Origin of the sequence: Pikeienuella sp. (assembly GCF_046290545.1) — a bacterium.
In the GTDB taxonomy this organism is placed as follows: Bacteria; Pseudomonadota; Alphaproteobacteria; order Rhodobacterales; family Rhodobacteraceae; genus Pikeienuella.
On record NZ_JBKAGV010000014.1, the window covers coordinates 99,169 to 121,636 of the forward strand.

Annotated in this window: 17 protein-coding genes; 15 read left to right on the forward strand and 2 right to left on the reverse strand. The window is 68.9% G+C overall.

Annotated elements, in window-relative coordinates; translation table 11 throughout:
* Positions 1–126: 126 nt before the first annotated feature.
* Together ACE37J_RS12205 and ACE37J_RS12210 are read right to left on the reverse strand one after the other, a co-directional pair.
* A complete protein-coding gene (locus ACE37J_RS12205; protein ID WP_409711529.1) occupies positions 127–831 on the reverse strand; it encodes a GIY-YIG nuclease family protein in 705 nt (234 codons plus the stop codon).
* Between the two features lie 4 nt (positions 832–835).
* Positions 836–1,993, reverse strand: coding sequence for a DNA cytosine methyltransferase (locus tag ACE37J_RS12210; protein WP_409711530.1), 1,158 nt, complete (start codon positions 1,991–1,993; stop codon positions 836–838).
* A 705-nt stretch (positions 1,994–2,698) separates the two neighbouring features.
* On the opposite strand from ACE37J_RS12210, the gene ACE37J_RS12215 reads away from it, so the two are divergent.
* The 15 genes from ACE37J_RS12215 to ACE37J_RS12285 all read left to right on the forward strand — a co-directional run bounded on the left by ACE37J_RS12215 (position 2,699) and on the right by ACE37J_RS12285 (position 22,465).
* A complete protein-coding gene (locus tag ACE37J_RS12215) occupies positions 2,699–4,714 on the forward strand; it encodes a phage major capsid protein (protein WP_409711531.1) in 2,016 nt (671 codons plus the stop codon).
* A gap of 64 nt (positions 4,715–4,778) precedes the next feature.
* A complete protein-coding gene (locus tag ACE37J_RS12220; protein ID WP_409711532.1) occupies positions 4,779–5,081 on the forward strand; it encodes a hypothetical protein in 303 nt (100 codons plus the stop codon).
* The gene (locus tag ACE37J_RS12225; protein WP_409711533.1) at positions 5,078–6,484 is read left to right on the forward strand and encodes a phage portal protein; all 1,407 of its coding nucleotides are present in this window, start codon (positions 5,078–5,080) and stop codon (positions 6,482–6,484) included. Before ACE37J_RS12220 ends, ACE37J_RS12225 begins: the two co-directional genes overlap by 4 nt.
* Entirely contained in the window at positions 6,477–9,311 is a 2,835-nt protein-coding gene (locus tag ACE37J_RS12230) for a hypothetical protein (RefSeq protein ID WP_409711534.1), read from the forward strand. Before ACE37J_RS12225 ends, ACE37J_RS12230 begins: the two co-directional genes overlap by 8 nt.
* A complete protein-coding gene (locus tag ACE37J_RS12235; RefSeq protein WP_409711535.1) occupies positions 9,311–9,535 on the forward strand; it encodes a hypothetical protein in 225 nt (74 codons plus the stop codon). The genes ACE37J_RS12230 and ACE37J_RS12235 overlap by 1 nt, the downstream gene beginning before the upstream one ends.
* A gap of 16 nt (positions 9,536–9,551) precedes the next feature.
* Positions 9,552–10,415 carry a hypothetical protein gene (locus ACE37J_RS12240; RefSeq protein WP_409711536.1) on the forward strand — a complete coding sequence of 288 codons (864 nt, stop codon included), beginning with the start codon at positions 9,552–9,554 and terminating at the stop codon, positions 10,413–10,415.
* 2 nt (positions 10,416–10,417) lie between these two features.
* On the forward strand, positions 10,418–11,038 hold the full coding sequence (locus ACE37J_RS12245; protein ID WP_409711537.1) for a hypothetical protein: 621 nt from the start codon (positions 10,418–10,420) through the stop codon (positions 11,036–11,038).
* Positions 11,038–11,379 carry a hypothetical protein gene (locus ACE37J_RS12250; protein WP_409711538.1) on the forward strand — a complete coding sequence of 114 codons (342 nt, stop codon included), beginning with the start codon at positions 11,038–11,040 and terminating at the stop codon, positions 11,377–11,379. Before ACE37J_RS12245 ends, ACE37J_RS12250 begins: the two co-directional genes overlap by 1 nt.
* Positions 11,376–11,573, forward strand: a complete 198-nt coding sequence (locus tag ACE37J_RS12255) for a hypothetical protein (protein ID WP_409711539.1) — start codon at positions 11,376–11,378, stop codon at positions 11,571–11,573. The genes ACE37J_RS12250 and ACE37J_RS12255 overlap by 4 nt, the downstream gene beginning before the upstream one ends.
* A gap of 120 nt (positions 11,574–11,693) precedes the next feature.
* Positions 11,694–12,113: a hypothetical protein gene (locus ACE37J_RS12260; RefSeq protein WP_409711540.1), complete on the forward strand. Its 420-nt coding sequence runs from the start codon at positions 11,694–11,696 to the stop codon at positions 12,111–12,113.
* Between the two features lie 10 nt (positions 12,114–12,123).
* Complete coding sequence (locus tag ACE37J_RS12265) at positions 12,124–13,437, forward strand: phage tail tube protein (protein ID WP_409711541.1); 1,314 nt, start codon at positions 12,124–12,126, stop codon at positions 13,435–13,437.
* Positions 13,438–13,445: 8 nt separating this feature from the next.
* Positions 13,446–13,985 (forward strand): hypothetical protein, encoded by a 540-nt coding sequence (locus ACE37J_RS12270; RefSeq protein ID WP_409711542.1) that lies wholly within the window; start codon positions 13,446–13,448, stop codon positions 13,983–13,985.
* A gap of 186 nt (positions 13,986–14,171) precedes the next feature.
* Positions 14,172–15,044 carry a hypothetical protein gene (locus ACE37J_RS12275; RefSeq protein WP_409711543.1) on the forward strand — a complete coding sequence of 291 codons (873 nt, stop codon included), beginning with the start codon at positions 14,172–14,174 and terminating at the stop codon, positions 15,042–15,044.
* Positions 15,045–20,738 carry a tape measure protein gene (locus ACE37J_RS12280; RefSeq protein WP_409711544.1) on the forward strand — a complete coding sequence of 1,898 codons (5,694 nt, stop codon included), beginning with the start codon at positions 15,045–15,047 and terminating at the stop codon, positions 20,736–20,738.
* Positions 20,735–22,465, forward strand: coding sequence for a hypothetical protein (locus tag ACE37J_RS12285; protein WP_409711545.1), 1,731 nt, complete (start codon positions 20,735–20,737; stop codon positions 22,463–22,465). Before ACE37J_RS12280 ends, ACE37J_RS12285 begins: the two co-directional genes overlap by 4 nt.
* Positions 22,466–22,468: the final 3 nt, after the last annotated feature.

The following is a 22,468-nucleotide window of genomic DNA, read 5'->3' on the forward strand; positions in this document are numbered from 1 at the left end:
AAGAACCCTTGCTTTCAGGAAGCTTTCATTTTCGCTGAGTTGACTGTAATAGCGTCGAGAAGCGGACGCTGCTCTCGATGAGCTCGAATGGCGGCTTTGGGCCGGTTTCGGTCGTCGCATATGAATTCACAGCTCGTCCTCATCCACCTGAAACGTATCGCCGCCGGCGGCTTCAAACCGTCGAGCTGCGAGCCACTGCAACCGCTTGGCTTGCGTAAGCAGCACTCGGCGCAGGCCACCCTGCACCTTCCTCTCGGAGATCACTTGCGCAAGGCGAGCCATGATCAGCGCCCGGCGTGCAATACGGAAGTCCGGGTGCGAGCGGATCTCCAACACGCGCTCGGAAACGATGGCGCCCCGCAATGAAGGGGGGGCGCTCACCTCTATGGATGTCGGAGGGGCGTCCTTTTCATTCAGGATCGCTTTGAACTTCGACAGCGCGACCGCCTGCTCGGTTATGAGGCGTTCGAGTGCATTCAGGTGCGCCCTCGCCTCCGCATCTTTGCCGCTTCGCCCTTGAAACTGCGGGAGAGGCCACACCTCGATGTCGAGCACCTCGAATGGGTCGAGGACAGACATCGCCACTGCATCTGTCCGCTGATTTGTTAAATGCCGCCGAATTCTCACGCGCACCTTTTCGTTGGTTTGCCCGACATAGATCGGCTCGCCGTCATAGTCGTAGAAGCCGTAGACACCCCACTGATGGTCGCCGATCTTACGAACAACACCGTCTTTTCCTTTGAACGGCGCATCCAGGTAGGCGGCAAGGCGCTGACGCAAGTCTTCGGTTTCGAAGGGCGTCGCGCTGATCTTATCGCTGAGGATCACCATGCCCTCACGCAACGCGATCGGCGGTCTCGTCTGGAATGGCTTCGAAGCCGAGCAGCGGCTCGAACACGTGGGCCGAGATGTGGCGCACCACCGGCACCGCGACGCCGTCGCCGGTCAGGTGATAGGCCTCGTTGTAGTTGCGCGGCAGGGCGTAACCGTCATCCAGGCCCATTAGGCGGGCCGTTTCCCGCGCGGAGAGGAGGCGAGAGCGGACGCGCTGACCATCCACGATAATGATGGTCTGCCGGCTTGAGCCGCCAGACGGGGTTCGCAGACAGCCGGCGACTTCATCGAACCTGACCTCGGCGCGCACGATCTTCTCGCCTGCCTCGTCCTTGCGAGTTCGACGGTATACGCCCCCGACCATCCGGCGCCCGGCGCGCCTGGCGGCGTCGACCTTTGCGCGGTTGACAGACGACATCATCTCGAGCAGCCGGTTCGTTTCGTCAGCGCTGTGCCAGGTCACGCCGGTGGGGTTCTCCTCGATCATGTCGGCGAAGGCGGTGTTCCGCAGGGGCGGCGTCGGCATGTTCCACCAAAGAAAGCGATCGCTAAGGTCCGCGGGGAGGCGTTCAACTGCCCGAATGAGGCCAGTGCTATGAAAAGGAGGCACCGGCGCTTCGGCTATCAGGTCGTCTCGCAGGTCAACGCTGTAATGAATGCCGACTACGAACAGTCGGGGTCTCGATTGCGGCACAAAAATATCCGCGTTCACTACGAGAGCGCCTGCGCGATACCCGTGATCCTCAAAGGTGCGCATGATTGCCTCAAAGTCCTGGCCTTTATGGGATGTTAGCGCACCGACGACGTTCTCGACGGCAACGATCCTAGGCGCGCGGTGATCGAACTCAAGCTGAGAAACCAGCGCCCAGAAGGGGTAGAAGGTGCCGGATCGCGCCCCTCTTAGACCCGCTCCGGCTCCTGCGAGTGACAGGTCCTGACAGGGGAAGGAACCCCACATCAGGTCAGCGCGTGCGGGCAGCTCAGAAGCTGAGAGGGCTGCGATGTCGCCAATTCTCAGCTCGCCGTTGCAGCCCCAGTTCGCTTGATATGCCATCGCCTTCTTCGGATCGAAATCGTTGGCGAACAGGCAACTCCATGCGCTGCCAAGCCCCGCGCGGACCATCCCTCCGCCAGCGAAAAACTCGTAGAAGCTGGGCATTCTGCGACCCCGTGCGCTGCTCGTTATTCTGAGAGCGTATCATAGCGATGGTGGACGGGCGGAAGCAATCCGTTCCCGATTTGATCTGCTGTGCAGGGCGTATACAGCTTCGGGAAACTGGTCGCCGCGCAGGCAGTGCCTGCGGCAACCCGAGGGGACCCGAGCAGGGTTCACTTAGCCACCGCTGGTTGCGCGTCGCTAGGCCTAGCGTCTTCGGCAGCTTTTGGCCTTTCGCGGCCTAAACCGAACGTCGGACGCACGGGTCATTCCCGACTGCCGCACGGCGCAAGAGAAGAAGCATCGTGGGCGCAGCAACGTCTTAGCGATCCGCAAGCACTCGGTCATTGATCGAAAGGCCATCGGTGCTGGGCGATGGGCCCGTAGGCACTGGAACGGGAAATCGCCCGGCAAATCGCGCTTCGGAATGGAAGGGGAAGTTGAGTTATAGCGCTTCGGACGGTGACTGTCAGCGACAGACTCCTACATATTGCATATCGCGCTCGGTTTCGGCATAAATCGGCCATGACCAGCCGTCGTCGCCCCCCTTCGCGCGAGCGGACGCCCCAAGAGGACGGGGACGACGATGAGTCCTGACATCGTTTCACGCAACGGGTCCTGCACGGGCAGGGTAAGGCCGGCATCAGCGGAAGACCGCTCATGCCACGAGACCTGCCGGCGCCGTTAGAGCGAACCAAACCCGAGACCGTGGTCTTCAAGGCCGGGCTCCAGTCGCCCGACGATCCGCTCCTCTTCGTCATGTCGGACGAGACGGTCGACCGCATGGGCGACGTGATTGAAGCCGCCGGCTGGCAACTGGCCAACTTCCAGCGGAACCCTATCGCGCTCTGGGAGCATCGCGGGAGCCAGCCCATCGGCGTCTGGGACAACGTCCGCGTCGATGGCAAGCGCCTCGTCGGGCGCCTCAAGCTGGCCGCCGCCGGCACGTCCGCGCAGATCGACGAGCTCCGCGCCCTCGTTGAGCAGCGCATCCTGCGGGCCGTCTCTGTCGGTTTCCTGCCCTCCGCCTACGAGAAAATCCTCGACAAGCAGAACGAATGGACCGGCGGGTTCAGGTTCATCGAGGCCGAGCTCCTCGAATGCTCGCTGTGCAGCGTTCCCGCAAATCCCGCCGCCATCCAGGCCGCGAAGTCCCTCGGCGTCTCCGAGGACACGATCAGCCGTTTTCTGACCGGCGGTACGAACCCGACCTCCTCGCGCCGCAGCAAGTCCGCTGCGCCCGTGCGCTCGGAGCTCGCCAATCGTCTCGCCGGCACTCGCGACAAGTCCGTCGCTTCTCCGCCGAAACCGAAACCCACGAATCCCGGAGGACAAGCGATGAGGATCGCTGACCGCATCGAGGCTGCGCAGAAGCGCCTTGCCGCCATCAAGGACGAAACCGCCGCGCTCATGAAGGCCGTCGATGACGACGGCGGGCGCGACTTCCTGCCCGAAGAGGAGGCTCAGCTCGCCGAGCTCGAGGCCGAGTCGAAGGCGCTCGAAGACAATCTCGTCTCGTTGCGTCGCGCCGAGACGATCATGGCGCGCAACCTTCAGTCTCGCGCCGTCGCCGCCGGCGGAAACGCGCCGACCGTGCCCGCCCAGGTGAAGAACGAAAAGCCCGGCGACCTCCTCGTCAAGCACGCGGTCGTCCAGTTCCTCTCCTACGTCAAGCAGGTCTCGCCGATCACCATTGCCGAGCGGGCCTATGCGAACGATCAGCGCGTCGACGCCATCGTTCGAACGGCGGTGGAGCCGGCGACGACGACGAATGCGGGATGGGCCGCCGAGCTGATCGAGACCGACAGCGCCGCCTTCTTGCAGTCGCTCGAACCCGTCTCGGTTTACGCGCAGCTGCGTTCCATGGGCGTGGCGCTCCAGTTTGGTCGGAACGGCTCGATCCTGACGCCGCAGCGCGGCGGAGGGCGAGAGGATCTCGCGGGCTCGTGGGTCGGAGAGTCGAATCCGATCCCGGTGAAACGCACGACCTTCGGCGGCAAGACGATGAACCGCTACAAACTCGGCGTCATCTCGACGTTCAGCCGGGAGCTTGCCAACCAGTCGATCCCGCAGATCGAAGGGCTGATCCGGCAGCAGATCATCGACGACACTGCCTACCGGCTCGACATGTCGCTCCTCGACGGCGCCGCCGCCGTCGCGGGCCTGCGCCCGGCGTCGATCATCAACGGCGTCCCCGGCAACCCGTCCGCCGGCACCGACGCCGAATCTGTGATCGCCGATCTCCGGGCGATGATGACGACCGTTGCGAACGCGAACGCCGGCCGGAACCTCGTCCTGATCCTGAACCCGACGCGACTCCTCGGCCTGACCCTCCTGACCGCCGCGACGGGGACGTTCCTTTTCCGTGACGAAATCGGTCAGGGCCGGCTTCTCGGGGTGCGGATCATCTCCTCGACGAATGTGCCCGCGGGCCTCGTCGTGCTGATGGACGCGGCCGATTTCGCCACGGCATCGGGCGACCCCGAATTCGAGGTCTCGAGCTCCGCGACCCTCGTCATGCTGAACGACGACGGCACGGACCCGACGATGGACATGGCTGCGGGCACGGTCTCGGTCGACGGCGCCGCCGGCGTCGTCGGCGGTCCGGCCCCGGTCCGGTCCCTCTTCCAGACCGACAGCATCGGCATCCGCATGATCCTGCCGATGAGCTGGCAGATGATGCGGACCGGCGTCATCGGCGTGACGACCGGCGCCACCTGGTAAGCGCCCGACAGTCCACGGACGGGGCGGCCGCGCCGCCCCGTCTCCTCAGAGAGAGACGCACGCCATGCCTCAGTCCTATCGTCTCATCGCGACGCGCGACGGATGGCAGACCGCCAGAACGGAGGTCGCCGAGCGCCTTATCCGGGACGGCAAGGCCGAGAACGTGGAGGGCAAGTCTGCGCTCAAGGTCGGGCGGCCCGACTCCTTCCAGCCGCTCGACGACGCCGACCGCGCGGCGATCCGTTCCGGCGTCTATCCGCCCTCGCCCGATGAAGACCCCGGCCCCTCGGACGCGAGCGGCTATCTCGACAGGCGCATGACCGTCGAGCGCCGCCCAGGCGGCAGGCGCAGGAAGGCGTCATCGTGACGGCGGTCGCCCGCATCGGCGGCGGGCTCCTGACGCGGATGCGGACATTCATCTCCGCGCTCAACGATCCGCCCAAGACCTTCCCGATCGACTTCTGGCAGCGCGACATGCGGTGGTCGCATGAGCGATCCTGCGCGACGGTGGAGGCCGTGATCGGCGCCTACGCGCAGACCATCGCGCAGCTCGAGATCGTCCACGCCTCCTATGACGATCAGGAGACGCGCACGATCCGTCGCACGACGCCGCTGGCGCGCGTTCTGCGCAACCCGAACCACTACCAGACCCGCTCCGACTTCTTCCTGAACCTCATCCGGAGCCTTCTCTCGCGCGGGAACGGCTACGCCATCGCGCTCCGCGACGACGGGCAGCGAATCCGGGAGCTTCATCCGGTCATGCCGATGTGCGCCTATCCCATGGTCGACCGTCAGACCGGGGATATCTTCTACTCGGTCTCCAGCGGCACGATGCTGGATTTCACGGAGTTCATGGTCGAGGGGCGCATCCTCGTCCCGCAACGCGACATGCTGCATGTGCGCTTGCACACGCCGCACCATCCCCTCATCGGCGAGACGCCGCTTGCCGCCGCCGCCGCCGGGATCGCCGCGAACACCGCCATCAGCGCGCATCAGGCCGCCTTCTTCGAGAACATGAGCCGGCCATCGGGCGTCCTCACGACCGATCAGAAGCTCAACACCGCGCAGGCGAACGAGCTCCGCCAGCGATGGGAAGACATGAGTCAGGGCCTCAACGCAGGCCGCGTGCCGATCCTCACGAACGGCCTGAAATGGGACTCCCTCTCGCTCACCGCGAACGACAGCCAGATCATCGACGCATTCCGCATGTCGGTCGAGGACATCGCCCGCGCCTTCCGCGTTCCCCTGCCGCTCGTGAACATCATGAGCGAGGCGAGCTTCAACAATGTCGAGCAGTTGATGCAGTTCTGGCTCGCGTCCGGCCTCGGCTTCATGCTCGACCATGTGGAGCTCTGCTGCGACCGGCTGTTCGAACTCGGGCCGAACCAGCTCTCCGAGTTCAACGAGGAGACGCTCCTGCGCACCGACTTCAAGGGTCGCATGGAGGCCTACGGCACGGCCGTCACGAAGGGCATCTTCTCGCCGAACGAGGTCCGCCGGAAGGAAGGTCTGCCCCCGGTCGAGGGCGGCGACATGCCGCGCGTTCAGCAGCAGATGATCCCGCTCGACTGGAAGCCCGGCACAGATACGCCGGACCCGGAGCCCGCCGACGGCGCGAACGACGAGGCGGGACAGGACGGAGCGGCGGCCGAGGACGAGCCGCCGCCCGAAGGACAGGCCTCGGCAGACAACGTCGTCCGTCTCAACGCGATCCGCGCCCGCCGGGACCAGCCGCGCCTCGCGCCGCCGAAGGAGTACGCCAATGGCTGACGGCGCCCAGGACCAGGCGGTCGATCTCGAGACGGCGCTCGGGATCCTCTTCAACGAAGAGAGAACCTTCGCCGAAGAGCGCATCGCCGCCCTCCGGAAGGAGACGCTCGACGCCATCGCCACGCGCGCCACGTCCGAAGACGTCGAAGGCGTCATGGCGATGGTCGAAGAGCGCATGAACGCCGTCGCCGACCAGTGCGCCCGACTCGCGGCCGAGGCGGAGGCCCGCGCCGTCGCCCTCGCCGCCGAGAAGCTCGTCGCCGCGCGCGCCGCCGATCTCGGGCAGGTCTATGAGCGCGTGAAGCTCCTGGACGATCTGGCCGAGGCCGTGCGCGCCCGCATGTCCGAGCTCAAGGACGGCGAGCCGGGACCGGAAGGGCCTCCCGGCGACGCCGGGCCGCAGGGCGATCCGGGCAATCCTGGTCCGAAGGGAGATAAGGGCGAGCCCGGTCCGCCGCCGGACCCCGAGACGCTCAAGGTCATCGTCGACGAGTCGGTGAGCGCCGCCTTCGATCCGAACCTCAGCCAGCTCGCGGCCTTCATCGCTCAATGCGAGGAATGGACCGAGCTCACGGGCGCGGCGGTCAAGAAGGCGCTTACGGACATCGGCGACGCGATCGCTCAGGCCCGCGCTCTCGAGCCGGGCGAGAAGGGCGAGAAGGGCGAAAAGGGCGAACGCGGTTCGCCACCTGATCCGGAGATCATCGCCGCAGCGGTGGCGCCGACGCTCCAGACGCTCGAAGGCCTCGCGGACGACATCGCCCGGCGCCTTGATGACCTCAACCTTCGCGTCGCCTCGATCAAGGATGGGGAGCCCGGTCCGCGTGGCGAGACCGGCGCGCCGGGCGAGAAGGGCGATCCCGGAGAAAAGGGCGAGCGCGGCGTTCCGGGTCCGCCGGGCGAGAAGGGCGATCCGGGCGAGCGCGGTGAGCGTGGCGATCAGGGACCGCCGGGCGAAAAGGGTGATCCCGGTGAAAAGGGCGAGCGCGGCGATCAAGGCGATCCGGGGTCGCAAGGCGAGCGGGGCGCGCGCGGCGATCCGGGTGAGCGCGGTGAGCGTGGCGATCCGGGACCACCGGGCGAGAAGGGCGATCCCGGAGAAAAGGGCGAGCGCGGCGTTTCGGGTCCGCCGGGCGAGAAGGGCGATCCGGGCGAGCGCGGTGAGCGTGGCGATCAGGGACCGTCGGGCGAAAAGGGTGATCCCGGTGAAAAGGGCGAGCACGGCGATCCGGGGCCACCGGGCGAGCAGGGCGCACGCGGCGATCCGGGTGAGCGCGGCGATCAGGGACCGCCGGGCGAAAAGGGCGATCCAGGAGAAAAGGGCGAGCACGGCGATCCGGGGCCACCGGGCGAGCAGGGCGCACGCGGCGATCCGGGTGAGCGCGGTGAGCGCGGCGATCAGGGACCGCCGGGCGAAAAGGGCGATCCAGGAGAAAAGGGCGAGCGCGGCGATCCGGGACCACCGGGCGAGCAGGGCGCTCCCGGAGAAAAGGGCGAGCGCGGCGATCCGGGTCCGCCGGGCGAGAAGGGCGCACGCGGCGGTCCGGGTGAGCGCGGTGATCAGGGACCGCCGGGCGAGAAAGGCGATCGGGGCGAGCGCGGTGATCAGGGCGATCCGGGGCCGCAAGGGGAGAAGGGCGATCCCGGAGAAAAGGGCGAGCGCGGCGATCCGGGACCGCCGGGCGAAAAGGGCGATCCGGGCGAGCGCGGCGATCAAGGCGATCCGGGGCCGCAAGGGGAGAAGGGCGATCCCGGAGAAAAGGGCGAGCGTGGCGATCCGGGGCCGCCGGGCGAAAAGGGCGATCCGGGCGAAACGGGCGATCCCGGCGACAAGGGCGAGCGCGGCGATCCGGGTCCACCGGGCGAAAAGGGTGATCCGGGTCCGTCCGGCCCTCCGGGAGAGAAGGGCGCCGACGGCGCGCCTGGACGCGACCGGCTTCTGAGCGACGCTCGCCAGGCGCGTTCGGGAACACTCCTCGAGCGGGGCGATCTTGTCTCTGACGGCGCGACGGTCTGGCGCGCTCGCCATCGCACGAACCACGCGCCCGATGAAGCGCCGGACGATTTCGAGCCGACGCTGGCCGCGACGCAGATCACGGCGGAGACGCTGGTGACCGTACAGGACGGCCTCGTCATCCGCCTGACGCTCTCCACCGCCGGGCGCCCGGATCAGGTCGTCGACCTCCGCGTCTCCCGCTACTGCGGCGTCTACGACAAAGCGCGCGCCTATGAGCCCGGCGACCACGTCGTCTTCCGACATAGCCAGTGGATCGCCGTCGGTCCGGTGGAGGCCGGTCTTTCGCCCGCGGCGCCCGAGGCCGCATGGCGCCTCGTCAACGAGCCGCAGCGCGGAACGCCCGGAAAGGTCGGCCCGCAGGGTCCGCGCGGCGTCGGGCTTCGGAACATCCGCGCCGGCGAGGCTGACGGCGCCTTCGCGATCGTCTTCACGCTCGACGACGGCTCCGAGCATCCTGTCGCGGTTGAAAGGGCGTTCGATCCGGACGAGGTCGAGGGCGAGCCCCGGATCACGCGCTTCGCCGGCCAGTATCGGCGCGGGCGGGACTATCTGCCGGGCGCCGTCGTGGCCGCCGGCGCCGGCCTCTACCTCGCGGTCGAGCGCACGGGAACCGATCCGCTCGACCCGATGAGCCGCGCGTGGACGATGATGATGCGCGCGCCGTCGGGCGGCGGCAGCGGCGTTTCGCTTCCGCCGGGCGGACGACCGGGACATGTCCTCGCCATCTCGGCCGACGGCGCGCCCGCCTGGGTCGATCCGCCGACCGCCGCGCCCCCCGATCCATCCGAACCGCCAAAAGAAAGCGCCTGATGCTGAACGAACCAACCGCGCCGCCGCCGATCACCCTCACCGTGAGCTTCGAGGAGGCGCAGACGATCCTCGACGCGCTCACGGAGATGCCCTACCGGCGCGTCGCGGACCTCATCCAGAAGATCCTCCTTCAGGCGAGCGCCTCGAACGCCGATCCGGAACCTCCGGCGGCGGCGGAAGCCCCGGACGAAGGCGCGGAAGCCCCGCCAGCAACCGAAGACTGATCGACAGGAGACCGCCATGCCCCTTCGCCTCTCTACGCTCGACGGCCGGGTCTATGACGACGCCGTGCCCCGTTTCATCCGCACCGGTCGCGGCCTCGCCTGGGACCGCATCACCCGCCGGCAGATCGGCGAATCGTCGCTCGACGGCGCAGAGGTCGGCGATCTTCCGGACGACTATCACGGCGCCAGCGTGCCCGGGACGCCCGCGCCAGCCGGGTCCATCGGGGCGCTCGCCGATCTCGAGATGCAGATGATCCAGCTTGCCGGCGGGGTCGCCATCGCAGACGACGCCGTCACGGTCACCTATCGGCTGGCCTCGGAGCCGGAAACGCTGGTCGAAGTGACCTACGCCTTCTCGCCACCCGACTCGGTGGAAGAGATCGCGGGATACCTCGCCGCGGAGTTCCCGGCCCCGGTCTCCGCAACGGCGCGAGGCGCCCGGGTCTACATCGGCCTGCCCGATGAAGAGAGCCTGCTCTCCCTCGACGCCTCCACGACCTACGCCTTCGAGCCGCCCGAAGAGGGTGGCGGCGGCGAGCCGGTCGCCGTGGTGGCGGTGGCGGGTCCGGTCCCGGCGGCCGGCGCCGGGGTCACGTCGGTCGCCTTCACTTTCTCCGGCGGCGGCGCGGGCGCTCCGGAGGGCGGCGCGTCGGTCAACTTCGTGACCGACGTCGGCTCGGACATTGTCCCCGACGTCTCGCTTCCGGCCGGAACCGATGCGGCGGCGGCGGCGACGCTCATCCTGAACGCCATCAACGCCGTCGGCCGCACGGACATCGCCGCGTCGCTCGACGGGCTTGTCCTCACCATCGCGACCGCCGGCGCGGCGACTGAGATCACCTTCGCCATCGTCATCACCGAGGACCTGTCGGAAGACTGACCATGCCGCTCGACCTCGCACCCTTCCGGCGGCGCATCGGGCTTGAGCCCGATGACGAAAGCCGCGACGACGACATCACGGCCGCGCTGGACGTCGCGGTCGCCTTCGCGGAACGGTATTGCGACCGGGGCATCGTCCGGCAGGAGGCAGAGGACGAGTTCTACATCGGAAAGGGTCACCGCCTCTTCCTCTATCGCTACCCCATCGTCGGCGTTCCGGTCGTCTCGGTGGAGAATGTCGGAGAGGCGGTTCCGGTCTCCTCCTATCGGCTCTTTGAGACGGTCGGCGAAATCTGGCCGCACGCCGCCTGGCAGGGCGCGGTCAAGGTGACCTATACCGGCGGCTACGAGCCTCTGCCGCCGGACCTCGCCTGGGCGATAGGCGCGCTCTTCGACACGATGTTCGCCGAGATGTTCCCCTCCGAATTCGGCGGTTCCGGCCCGGTCATCGTGCCGGGGAGCGGCGAAGTGAAATCCGTCACGCTCTTCGGCGTCGGCTCGGTCTCCTACGACGTCGGATCGACGGCGGTCTCCGCGGGCGATCTCGCCGAAAGCGGCGTCCTCATCACGCCGGGATCGCGGCTGGCCTTCATCCTCGACAGCTACCGCCGGCAGCACGTCTGATGGCGCTCGCTCCCTTCGCCCCGCAGTTCAAGGCCTCGATCGGCGATGCGGTCCGGCTCTTCGGCGTGCCCTCCCAGGTCGAGAAGCATGAGGCGCCGTCGCCCATTCCGGGGCCCGTCGTCGCGGTGGCGCGGCGGCGCCCTGAGGATCGCACCGAAGGCCTCGAGATCCTCCGCACGGTGATCGTCGCGATGATCGACGAGTGGGACGCCGCCATCGGCCGCGCGCCCGAGCGGGGCGACGTCATCATCGCCGGCGGCGTGCGCTACGGCGTCACGGACGCGGCTCCCTCCGCAGTCTCGGGGGTCTCTCTGACCTACGAGATCGCGGTGGCGACATGACCGAAGACCCGGACCGCATCACCATCCGCCTCGCGCCGCACGACCGCCAGCTGCTCCAGCGCCTCGCCGCCGCCGAAGACCGCTCACTCTCGTCGCTCATCCGCGTCCTGATCCGGAACGAAGCCGCGTCGCGGGGCATCCTGACCGGGCGCGATCCGGTGCGCCCGCGCGTCGTCGCCGACCGCCCGGACTGATCCCGCCCGCTCTGGTCGTCGTCTCGTAGGCCTTACGTAGCCGACCTGACGCCAACCTGGCGCCGCTTTGGCGCCGGTCTGGCGACTTACGTCGCCGACAGGTCGGCGGGATAACGGGGCATGGCGTCCACAGCCAAATATTCCGCCGTCAAGGCGGCGCTCGCGGAGGCCGCAGCGCCGCTGCGGGTCTACGATTTCGAGGAAGTCGACGCCGCCGCGAAGAACTCCGGCCAGCCCTTCCTCGCGCTTGTCGAGACCGGCGGGATCGAGACCCTTGTCTCCGTCGGCGCGCCGGAGGCGGCCTGTTTCCGCGAGACCGGCGTCTTCGAGATCCACGTCTTCACCCAGGCCCGCGACGGCTACCAGCCGGCGCGCCTGATCGTCGACCAGCTCCGCGACGCCCTGCGGCGCCGCTCCTTCGCAGGCGTGCGGGTCATCGACCTCAGCCCGCCCCTCCCGCTCGGCGCCTATAGCGGCCTCTGGAACGAAACCTTCACGGAGCTGAACGCCGAGCACGACTTCATCGCCGCCGTAGCATGAGGATCATGACATGGGTGTCTCCGCCGACAGCGTCCGCCTCGCCATCGCCCCGGAAGCCACGCCGGGCGTCATCGCCGCCGCTCCGGCGTTCAAGGTCGTCCGCGCCACCGGCGAGGGCGTCAGCTTCGCCTATGAGAGCACCACATCGAACGAGCTCGGCGGAGAGGGTCGCGGCGTCCGCGACAGCATCCTCACTGGCGGCGCGGTCACCGGTCCGATCAACTTCGAGCTGGCGAAGGACGCCGCCTTCGAGGACATGATCGCCGCCGTCTTCGGCTCCGCCTGGGGCGCCGATCCCCTGGCCATCGGCGCCGGCCCGGATACGCTCTACGTCTCCGACACGCTCAAGACCTTCACCTTCGAGAAGCGGTGGAACATGGGCGCGGGCGCGCCCGATCCATTCCTCTACCATCGCTATCTCGGCGTCGTGCCGGACACGGCCAGCCTCACGATCACGCCGAACCAGCCGATCACCGGCTCCATCGGCTTCGTCGGCGCCTCCTTCGCCAACGACAACGCCGAGGCCGCGGGCGCGACCTATGTGCAGCCCTCGACGACGCCGGTCATGACCGCGCCGCTCGTTCGCGGCATCAGCATGAAGGATTCCGAGGGCGCGACGGTCTTCGATATCGGCACGGCCTGCTGGACCAACCTCGCCGTCAACTTCGCCTCGAACACCCGCAACGTGCCCTGCATCGGCACGCTCGGCTCCCGGGAGAGCGTTCTCGGCCGCTTCGAGGCGACCATCGACTACAGCGTGTATTTCTCGAGCGACTTCCTCGTCGACGCCCTCGTGGCGCAGGAGGACTTCGCGCTCGAGGTGACGCTCGAGGATGCGCTCGGGAACAGCTATCTCCTGACATTCCCGCGCGTGCGCATCTCGACCGCCGAGACGGTGGCCGGCGGCTCCGGACAGGATGTCGTCGTCTCCGGTCAGATGGTCGCGCTCGTCGGCGTGGCGCCAGACGTCTATTCCGCGCGGATCGACCGAACCGTCGCCGTCGGCGGCGGCCCGCTGCCGCTGGCCGTCAGCGCCGCCGGCGCGGGTCCGGCCTCGACCGAAGTGACGATCACCTTCTCCGAGGGTCCGGCGACGGTCGCCCAGGTCTCGGCCGACATCTCGCTCACCGCCGACGGCGGCGCGTCGGTCGACTTCAACGTGCCGATCTCCGAGGGCGACACCGCGGCCGATGTGGCGTCTGCGGTCGCCGCCGCCATCGACGTCGACGCCGGCTTCGTCGCCTCGGCCGTCGGCGGGACGGTCACCGTCACGCCGGAAGGCGGCGCCACCAACATCACCGCGGCCTCCGCCGCCATCTCTTGAGGAGCGCAATGACCACGTCCAAGCCCAACGGGTCCGCCGCCGATCCCTTCGCCCGCTTCGCCCTTCCGCTCGAGCTGCGGGAGGGCGTGGAGATCCCGCTTCCAGGCACGCCCGCCGTGTTCATGGTCGCGCCGCTCTCCGCCTACAACGACGACTTCCAGACCGCGCTCATGTCGAAGCTGCCCTTCGAGATGTCGATGACCGAGCCTGACGCCGCCACGCTCGACGCGCATGTCAAGCCGATGGAGTTCGTGAAGATGCAGCGGGAGGCCTTCGTCGAGACCTGCATCGTCTCGCATCGCGGCCTGCCTGCCGGCATGGAACCGCCCGCCTTCTTCGAGGCCTATCCCTTCGCCCTGAACCTCCTCTTCGCGAAGGCGAAGGAGGTCTCCGAGCTCTTCGACGCGCGGATGAAGGAGATGATGGGAAACTCCGACGGATCGTCCAGTTCCACGACCAATGGGCCGGACGAGAAGACCAATATGAGGTCGTCGCAGCCTCGGGGCTCATCCCGGAGGAAAGGCGGCGCCCGGAAGCCGGTCCACTGAGGCTTGTCCTTGAGGCCTTCGTCCGCCTGTCGGGCGAGCGGCGCGCGCCCGGGTTCCCGCTCCCGTTCTTCACGGTGGGCGAGTATGCGCGCCGCTACGGCTTCGGATGCGGCTTCGTCGAGCTGCTGAGGAGCTTCGACGCAATGATGCTCGAGTCCTCGCAGAAACGGGAGAGGACGAGATCACATGAGCGTTCCGCCGTTCGGCCGCCCGCAGCCCTCCCGAATCCCGGCCGTGCGCAGCTGGACGGTCGGGGCCGGCGCTAACGCCATCGAGACCATCGACCTCGGCGACATCGTCGACTGGACCGAAGACGGCGTCCGCGCCATGGCCTACGCCATCGCCAACGAGGAGGCGGAGCGCCAGGACCGGCTCGGAAACCCGGCGGAGAGCGTCTTCGTCGACGGGCGGCAGAACAAGACCATCGCGCAGATGCAGCGCACGCTGACCGTCGTCTTCGGCAACGACGCGCGCCCGGCGATGCGCGCCTTCGAGCTGCTCGTCGCCGAGCATGTCACGCCGCATGTCGGCGTCTCCTGGCGCTGGATCGTCGGCAATGCCCGCGGCCGGGAGCGCATCGTCCGGGCGCAGATCCAGAAGGGCGGACCGGTCACCCTCAAGCTCGGCGAGACGCTCTACTACGTCCCGCGCGGCCCGAACGAGATGAAGATCGCGCAGCGCAACATCGCCTACATCGAGTCGCGCGGCGGCCGGACGATCCAGCCGAGCGCGAAACAGCGCGCGCGGCCGGCGAAACGGCGCGCCCGGTCGCGCAAGGGCTTCATGGCCGAGACCACCCAGGCGGCGCGCCGCTCCGGCACGATCCGGCCGGAGTTCTCTGTGACCGTGATCCAGTCGTTCAAGCGCGCGAGGATCGCGCCGCCCGTCATGCTGTGGGAGCCGCGCCTCGCCGCCTTCATCCCCCGGCGCATCCGTGGAAAGGACACCAACACGATCCCCCGGCCCCTCGGCCGGCAGGACTGGACCTCGCGGCGGACGGGCTTCGCCTCCTTCTACCAGGGCGCCTACGCCTTCGCCTTCCGTAGGAGCCTCCGATAGATGGCTACGGAGCAGCTCACCCGGCTCGTCCGGCTCCAGATCGAAGCCAACCAGGCGCTCCGCGAACTAGCGGCGATCCGGCGTGAGACGCAGAGCAGCAACCGCAATCTGAACGCGCTCTCGCAATCGTCGCGGCAGGCGACGCGCCAGCTCCAGACGATGGGTCGCGGCGTCGCATCGCTCGGCGCGGCCACGCGCACGACGAACCGCTCGCTGAGCACGATGAACACGCAACTGAACACGGTCTCGCGCTCGGCGGACCTGTTCAGGAGCGCGCTCGCCGGGGCCATCGGCGTCTACGGCGTGCAGGAGCTCGGCTCGTCGCTCAGGAGCCTCGTCGAGATCTATCAGAAGATGCAGAACCAGGCGAAGCTGGTGACGACGGCCCAGGACGGCGTCTCGGCTTCGACGGAGCGCGTCGCCGCCGAGATGCAGGACCTCGCCGGCATCGCCGAGCGGTCCTTCGGCGAAATCGAGTCGACGACCAACAGCTACTTCCGCCTGAGCCAGATCTTCCGCGACCTTCCGGAGGGCGTCGAGCTCGCGAAGGTCACGACCGAGGCCCTCAACAAGGCGTTCATCCTCTCCGGCGCGACCGCGCGGGAACAGACGAACGCCATGTATCAGTTGAGCCAGGCGTTCTCGTCCGGGACGTTCAACGGCGACGAGTTCCGGTCGGTCGCGGAGCAGGGCGTCCGCATCATGACGGCGCTCCAGAACCAGCTGCGCCTGACCGCCGACGGACTCGTCCTCTTCGAGCAGGGCATGGACGAGCTCTCGGGAACGACGAAGGTCACGATCGCCGACCTGCGTGCGTTCGGCGCGGAGGGCGTGCTGACGACCGATCTCGTGATCCGGGCGATCCTGCGCGAGATACCGAAGCTCAACGAAGAGCTCTCGAACGTGAACATCACCGTCGACCGCGCGGCGAGCCTCTTCCGCGACCGCTTCGCACTCGAGCTCGGCGCCCTCCTTGACGGGCCCATCGCCGCCTTCTCCGGCGCCCTGCGCGAGATCGCGCTCAACATGACGCCGGCCATCGACGGCGTGACCCGGTTCGGCGTCGCGCTCGCCGCGCTCGGCGCGATCGCCGCCGGCCCGGCCCTTCTCGGCCTCATCAAGAGCTTCACGACCCTCACCGGCGGCATCCGGCTCGCAGTGCTGGCCTTCGCCGCGATCTCCGACGCGGGCGCGGCCGAGATATTCGACGCCATCGGCTCGTCCGTCCGCTCCGTCGTGGACGCAACGACGGACGCGGCGAACGCGGTCGGCGGCTTCGAGCAGGTCCTCAAGGCGCTGGTTCTGGTCGGCGGCGGGGTCGCGGCGCTCCGGCTCGGCGCCGTCTTCGGCGGCTGGGCGCTCGGCGCGGCGAAGACGGTCATCGAAATGAAGCGCCTGGCGGTCGCTCAGGCGGCCGTCGTCGCGCCCGGCGTCCGCGCGGGCTATGCGGGCCTCGTGACGGCGATCACGGCGGTCTCGGGGTCGGTCAGGGGGCTCACGGGCGCGATGGTCGCGGCCAACGTCGCCTCTCTCACGTTCTCGGGGGCGCTGCGCGGCGCCGGCGTGATCGTCAGCGGCGGGCTCGCGCGCGCCTTCGCGGCGGCGGCGGGCGCGGTAAGGCTCTTCTCGCGCGCTTTGGTCGCGACCGGCATCGGCGCGCTCGTCGTCGGCGCCGGCCTTCTGGTCGCCGAGTTCGTGAAGCTGCGGAGCGAGCTCGGCTCGACCAGAGCCGTGTTCGACGATCTCGGGCTTCCGTCCTGGGCGGACGCCTGGGGCGACATCACCGACGCCGTCGAGGAGCTGATCGACGCGACCGGCGACTACATCGCCTCTCTCCCGACGGCCGGAATCATGATCGACCGGCTCTCGAAGGCTTCCACCCTGGCGATCGAGTCCATGGTCAGCGGCTACAGGGGCCTCGGCGCCGCAGTCGAGTCCATCATGAAGGGCATCGTCGGCTTCGTTCTCTTGCCGTTCGAGGCGGCGACGCGGGCCACGAAGGAGTTCTACGACGCCCTCGCGCTCGTCGAGGGCCTGCCCGGGTTCGAGCGTCTCGGCATAAGCGCCCGCGAGACGTCCGAGGGCATGGGCCGGGCGCTCGACGCCATGCTCGCTATGGGGCGGTCCGGCGCGGCGGAGGCCGGCGAACGCGCCGCGGGTCATTTCCGCGACATGGCCGACAACGCCCTCGCCGCGTTCGACGCCGTGGCCAATCTCGGGGCGGAGCTCACCGAGGCCGAGCAGGCTATCGTCGCGTCAGCCTCCGAGATGCGCGAACAGGCGCGCGCGGCGGAGGAACGCGCCTCCGCCGAGCGGCGCGCCGCCGAGCTCGAGAAGGAGCTCGCCGAGAATCAGACGCAGGCCGCTCGCGAAGCCAACCGGGCGCGGGCGGAGGCCAACGCCGAGCTCGCCGAGTTTCTGAACGGCCTCGCGGAGAGCGTCGACCGGCAGAACGTCCTCGTCGGCGCGGTGAAGGACGGCAAGGAGGCGGTCGAGGCGCTCCAGTCGGGTTTCCAGCTCGCCGACAGGATCAAGGAAGCCCAGGCGGAATACGTCAAGCTGGCGACCGCCGCCAAGCTCACCGAGGACGAGATCGCCGCCGGACGCCAGAACGTCGCAGAGCTCCTGACCGCACAGGCGCAGGCGGCGGGGCTCCTCGCCGAGGGTCTTTCCGGGCTCGCCGACGAGGCCAGGGGCGCCGGCGGGTCGCTCCGCGACCTCAGCCGCGATCTCGAGGAGTTCTGGACCGATCTCGAGCGTGCCCGCGACGCGGCCATCGGCGGCGCGCGCGCGGCGGCCGAGAGTCGGGAGGCATATGAAGCCTATCAGGACGCCCTCGCCGACCGGGAGGAGCTCGCCCAGGCGATAGAGGAGTTCGAGCGGCTCGCCGAGGCGATGAATCTCGACGAGGAATCGGAGGCCTACAAGCGGGCCGTCGCCGAGATCGGCGCCGTCGTCGGCGAGACGCAGAAGGCGCGGAAGGCGATCGAGGAAAACCTTGCAGAACCAGCGGAAAACGCCGGTACACGTCTCGGATCGACCTTCGCCAACGCCTTCAATTCCGCCTTCGGCGGCGTGATCGGCGCCGTCTCCGAAAGCGGGTCGTTCCACGGCGGCCTCCGCGATCTCGCCTCGACCATCACCGGCGGCCTGACCAACGATCTCGCGAAAAACCTCGGCGACGAGCTCAAGAGCCTCAAGGGCGCGTTCAAGGACCTCTTCTCCGGGCTCTTCGATGGTCAGGGCCAGCTCTTCGGGCTCGACAATGCGACGATCACCGGCATCGGCGCCGGCATCGGGATCGGGATCAGCGGGATCCTTAGCGGCAACTCGCAGCAGATCGGCGCCGGGATCGGCACGGCCGCCGGCGCCGCCCTCGGATCGTTCATCCCCGTGATCGGCACGTCCCTCGGCGCGGCGCTCGGCGGAATCGTCGGAAGCCTCGCGAGCTCGCTCTTCGGCTCGAAGCCGAGCGGATCGGCCACGGCCTTCACCGCCGGCGCGCAGGCGGGCGAGGTCGTCTACCGGGGCTCGGGCTCGCTCCGGCAGGCCGGCACGTCCGCCGCCGAGGCGGTCGCCGATGTTCTCGGACTCGTCCGGGAGATGTTCTCTGTCACGACCGAAGGGATCACGCGGATCGTCGCCGACGGGCTGCGGGGCGACAATATCGACGTGACGGTCGCATCGGGCCCGAAGGCCCTCGCCGAGTTCGGGATCAACAAGGAGGCGGGCCTCGACCTGTCGGACGCGATCACCGAGCTCGGCGCCGCCATGCAGGCGACCGGCGAGATCACCCGGCGCGAGCTCGACCTCATCGAGAGCGCGCTGGACCGGAGCGGCGACGACCCCGAGGCCTTCGCCCGGATCATCCAGCAGGCATACGCCTTCCGCGACCAGATCAAGGCCGCCGCGCGGGAATACGTCACGGGCGTCGACGAAACCGCCACGACCTATCAGCAGGCCTTCCGCAACATCCGCGAGACCTTCTCGCGCGAGGCGACCGCAGACGTCCGCGCCCTGGGCGTGACGACGCGGGAGATCGTCCTCGCCCGCCGTCAGGCCCGCCGCGAGCTCCGCGAGGCCTACAATTTCGACGTGGCGAGCCAGCTCGTCGAGACCGGCTACGCCACCCGCGAGGGAATCGACGCCTGGTTCGCGCTGGTGCAGGAGCAGTTCCAGCGAAGCCGCCAGGCCGCCATCGCGACGGCGAAGGAGATCGGCGGCGACGTCGAGCTCACGAAGCAGCTCTACGCCGCGCAGTATCAGGTGCTCCGCGACCAGTATCGCGGCTATCTCGACGAGCTCACGAACGAGACCGCGGCGGCGGCGGCGGCGACGCAGGCTGCCTATCAGGACGCCCTGCGGAACGCCATCGGGTCGGCCCTGCAATCCGGCGAGGCCAGCGCCGAGGCGCTCGACCGCTGGCGCCGCCTCACGGCGCAGCAGATTCAGGCCGATTACGAGGTCCAACGGCAGAACGCCATCGCGGCGGGCGCGGGCCGCCGCGATCTTGAGCTCTTGCAGGAGGTGCTTCTCGACCTGCCGATGCGGCAGCTCCGCGAGGACTTCCGCCAGTTCGCCTATGAGATCGAGAACGCCGCGGCAATCGCCCGCGAGGCGTTCGAGGACGTCTTGCGGGGCGCCATCGAATCGGCTCTGCAAACCGGCGACGTCAGCGCCGAGGCGATCTCGCGGTGGCGCGCCATCACGGAGCGACAGATCAGGGCGGCCTACGAGGAGCAGCGCCGCGCCGCCGTCGCCGCCGGCGCAGCGCAGGACGATCTCGCCATCTTGAGAGAAGTCATGCTCGACATTCCGCTGGCGGAGCTGGCGGCGGAGTTCGAGGACTTGGCCGCTCAGGTGGCGAACGCCGCCGCCGCGCTCCGGAGCGAGTTCGAGAGCGTCCTTCTCAACGCGATCAGCGGCGCGCTACAATCGGGTCAGGCCGACGCCGCGGCCCTCGCGAAGTTCCGCGAGCTCTCCTCGGCGCAGATCAGGGCGGAATACGAGGAGCAGAGACAGGCCGCCGTCGCGGCCGGCGCCACCCAGGCGGAGCTCGCGCTCCTCCGCCGCTACATGCTCGATCTGCCGCTCTCGGAGCTCACGGACCAGTTCAACCGGTTCTCCGACGAAATCTCCGGCGTGCTGGACGCCATCGCCGAGGCCGAAGGCGAGCGCGCCGACGTCCTCGCCGAGCTCACGCGGCGCGCCAACGAGCTCCGCGCCGCCGAGGAGGCGCTCGCCGACGCGCGGCGCGACCTTGTGACCTCTGATCTCTCGCCGGGCGACGAGCGGAGCCAGCTGGCGGCGATCCGCGCTCAGTTCGACGACCTGGTGAGCGCCGGCGCCGGAGGCAATGCGCAGGCCGCGCAGGACGCCGCCAGGCTGGCGCAGGCGCTCCTGCAACAGGGTCAGGCGGTCTACGGCTCCAGCACGCTCTACGGCGAGCTCTTCAAGGATGTGAACACGGCCCTCGCGGCGCTCGAGAGCAGCGTCGCCATCACCGCCGACCGGATCGAGAGCGAGCTCACCGCCGAGAGTTTCGACGAGATCACCCAGCGGACGACCAACCAGCTCCTCGCCGCCCTCGCGCAGCTCGACCAGCGGCTTGAGGACCTCTACCGGCAGTCGCTCAGCCAGTCGCAGTCGACCTCGGCCGCCGCCGCGCGCAACGCGACCGGAGTCGCCGCATGACCGCCCTCGTCCGCACCATCATCCTCTCGCCCCCGGGCGGGGACGCGCCGACATGGCCGGACGCCGTTCCGGGCTATGCCCCTGCGACCGGTCTCGTCGATCTCCTCGATGTGGAGCTCGTCTACGCCCTGACGCTCGCGCGCCCGCGCCCCGGCGTCTATGTGCCGGCCGAGCCGAGCCAGTGGGAGCCGCGCAGCGTCGGCGATCATGCGGTCGCCGGCCGGCGCTCCATCGCGCTCAAGATCCCACCGCCCGATCTCGACCGGCTGGACCGCTTCGCGACCGAGGACTTCACCACGGCGGCGGACGATCCCGATCTGCCGAACAAGTGGTTCGACGGGCGGATCATCGGCGCCGGCGAGGTCTCGCGATCCGTGCGCCTCTCGCCGCTCGACAGCGCCGCCGTCACGACGCAGGCGGGAGCCGTGCGCATCGCCAATGCAGACGGCGCGCTCGACGAGTTCGGCGACGACACCGACGTCGCCACGGCGGAGGTCAATATCGACATCGGGCGGCGCGGCGCCCCCTGGGGCGCGTTCCAGCGCGTCGCGACATGTCGGACCGAGAAGGTCGATCTGACCAGCGAAGACGCCACCATCAACTTCACCGAATACGACACGCTCTACGACGCGCCCTTCAACAGCATGACGTTCGCGGGGACGGGCGATCTCGAAGGGCCGCCCGAGCTCGCGGACTCGCCGAAGCCGGTGGTGATCGGCTCGGTCTTCAACATTCAGCCGGTCCTGATCGACGCCGTCGCCTTCGTCTTCATGGCGCATACCGGCGTGCTGCGCGCGGTCACCGCCGCCCGCTACGGCGGTCTCGATCATGCGTTCACCGCCGACTACGCCGACATCGACGATCTTCGCGCCGCGCCGCTGGCCGTGGGCGAATATGCGACCTGCCTCGCCTTCGGCCTTGTCCGCATGGGCCTGACGCAGGGCGGCGTCTCCGGCGGCTTCATCGTCACCCTCGACTGCGAGGCGGGCGAGGCCGCGAGCAGCGACGGCGCGGTGATCGCCGCATGGATCGCGACGGCGGCCGACGACGCGCTCGGCGCGACGACCGACGAGCCCTCCTGGGCGGCGCTGGCGGCGGCCTTGCCCGGTCTCGTCTACGGTCGGTTCCTCTCCATCGAGGTTACATGGCGCGACCTCATGGAGGACGTCATGCGCTCCATCGGCGCGCATTGGGGCGCCAACCGCAGCGGGCTCATCGCCGCCGCCCTGCTCCAGCCGCCGGACGTGATCGGCGCGCCGGAGCTCGAGATCGACGAATACGACGTGCTTCGCATCTCGCGGCTCGGGCTCCCGGACGGCTTCACCTATCCGCACTCGGAGCGGACCATCCTCTTCGGCCGCAACTGGAGCCCGACGGGCTCGGTCGCCGCCGCGGCGAACGCGAAGCTCATGGCGATCGAATGGCGCGAGAAGCGCGTCGGCACGCCGATCCCCGGGCGGCGCGCCGTCGCGCCTCCGCTTGCGGAGACCGGGCTGCTCCTCGCCGCCGACGCCGAGGCCGTCGCCAACCGGCTGCTCGAACTCCACGGCGTTCAGCGCGCCATGTTCTCGGTGACCATCCCGATCAACATCGGGATGCCGGGCCTCCTGACGACGGTGAACGTGACCTTCCCGCGCTTCGGCCTCGACGGCGGGCGCCGCCTCGTCGTCGTGGCGACGACGGAGAGCTACGCCGCGGGCGAAGTCACCCTGACCTTGTGGGGCTAGGAT

Excerpts from the sequence above, each read along its gene's own strand:
- ACE37J_RS12235 (WP_409711535.1), top strand. The coding sequence starts at position 9,311 with ATGCTGAACGAACCAACCGCGCCGCCGCCGATCACCCTCACCGTGAGC.
- ACE37J_RS12280 (WP_409711544.1), top strand. The coding sequence starts at position 15,045 with ATGGCTACGGAGCAGCTCACCCGGCTCGTCCGGCTCCAGATCGAAGCC.
- ACE37J_RS12265 (WP_409711541.1), top strand. The coding sequence starts at position 12,124 with ATGGGTGTCTCCGCCGACAGCGTCCGCCTCGCCATCGCCCCGGAAGCC.
- ACE37J_RS12255 (WP_409711539.1), top strand. The coding sequence starts at position 11,376 with ATGACCGAAGACCCGGACCGCATCACCATCCGCCTCGCGCCGCACGAC.
- ACE37J_RS12250 (WP_409711538.1), top strand. The coding sequence starts at position 11,038 with ATGGCGCTCGCTCCCTTCGCCCCGCAGTTCAAGGCCTCGATCGGCGAT.
- ACE37J_RS12240 (WP_409711536.1), top strand. The coding sequence starts at position 9,552 with ATGCCCCTTCGCCTCTCTACGCTCGACGGCCGGGTCTATGACGACGCC.
- ACE37J_RS12220 (WP_409711532.1), top strand. The coding sequence starts at position 4,779 with ATGCCTCAGTCCTATCGTCTCATCGCGACGCGCGACGGATGGCAGACC.
- ACE37J_RS12275 (WP_409711543.1), top strand. The coding sequence starts at position 14,172 with ATGAGCGTTCCGCCGTTCGGCCGCCCGCAGCCCTCCCGAATCCCGGCC.
- ACE37J_RS12285 (WP_409711545.1), top strand. The coding sequence starts at position 20,735 with ATGACCGCCCTCGTCCGCACCATCATCCTCTCGCCCCCGGGCGGGGAC.
- ACE37J_RS12205 (WP_409711529.1), bottom strand. The coding sequence starts at position 831 with ATGGTGATCCTCAGCGATAAGATCAGCGCGACGCCCTTCGAAACCGAA.
- ACE37J_RS12260 (WP_409711540.1), top strand. The coding sequence starts at position 11,694 with ATGGCGTCCACAGCCAAATATTCCGCCGTCAAGGCGGCGCTCGCGGAG.
- ACE37J_RS12210 (WP_409711530.1), bottom strand. The coding sequence starts at position 1,993 with ATGCCCAGCTTCTACGAGTTTTTCGCTGGCGGAGGGATGGTCCGCGCG.
- ACE37J_RS12245 (WP_409711537.1), top strand. The coding sequence starts at position 10,418 with ATGCCGCTCGACCTCGCACCCTTCCGGCGGCGCATCGGGCTTGAGCCC.
- ACE37J_RS12270 (WP_409711542.1), top strand. The coding sequence starts at position 13,446 with ATGACCACGTCCAAGCCCAACGGGTCCGCCGCCGATCCCTTCGCCCGC.
- ACE37J_RS12230 (WP_409711534.1), top strand. The coding sequence starts at position 6,477 with ATGGCTGACGGCGCCCAGGACCAGGCGGTCGATCTCGAGACGGCGCTC.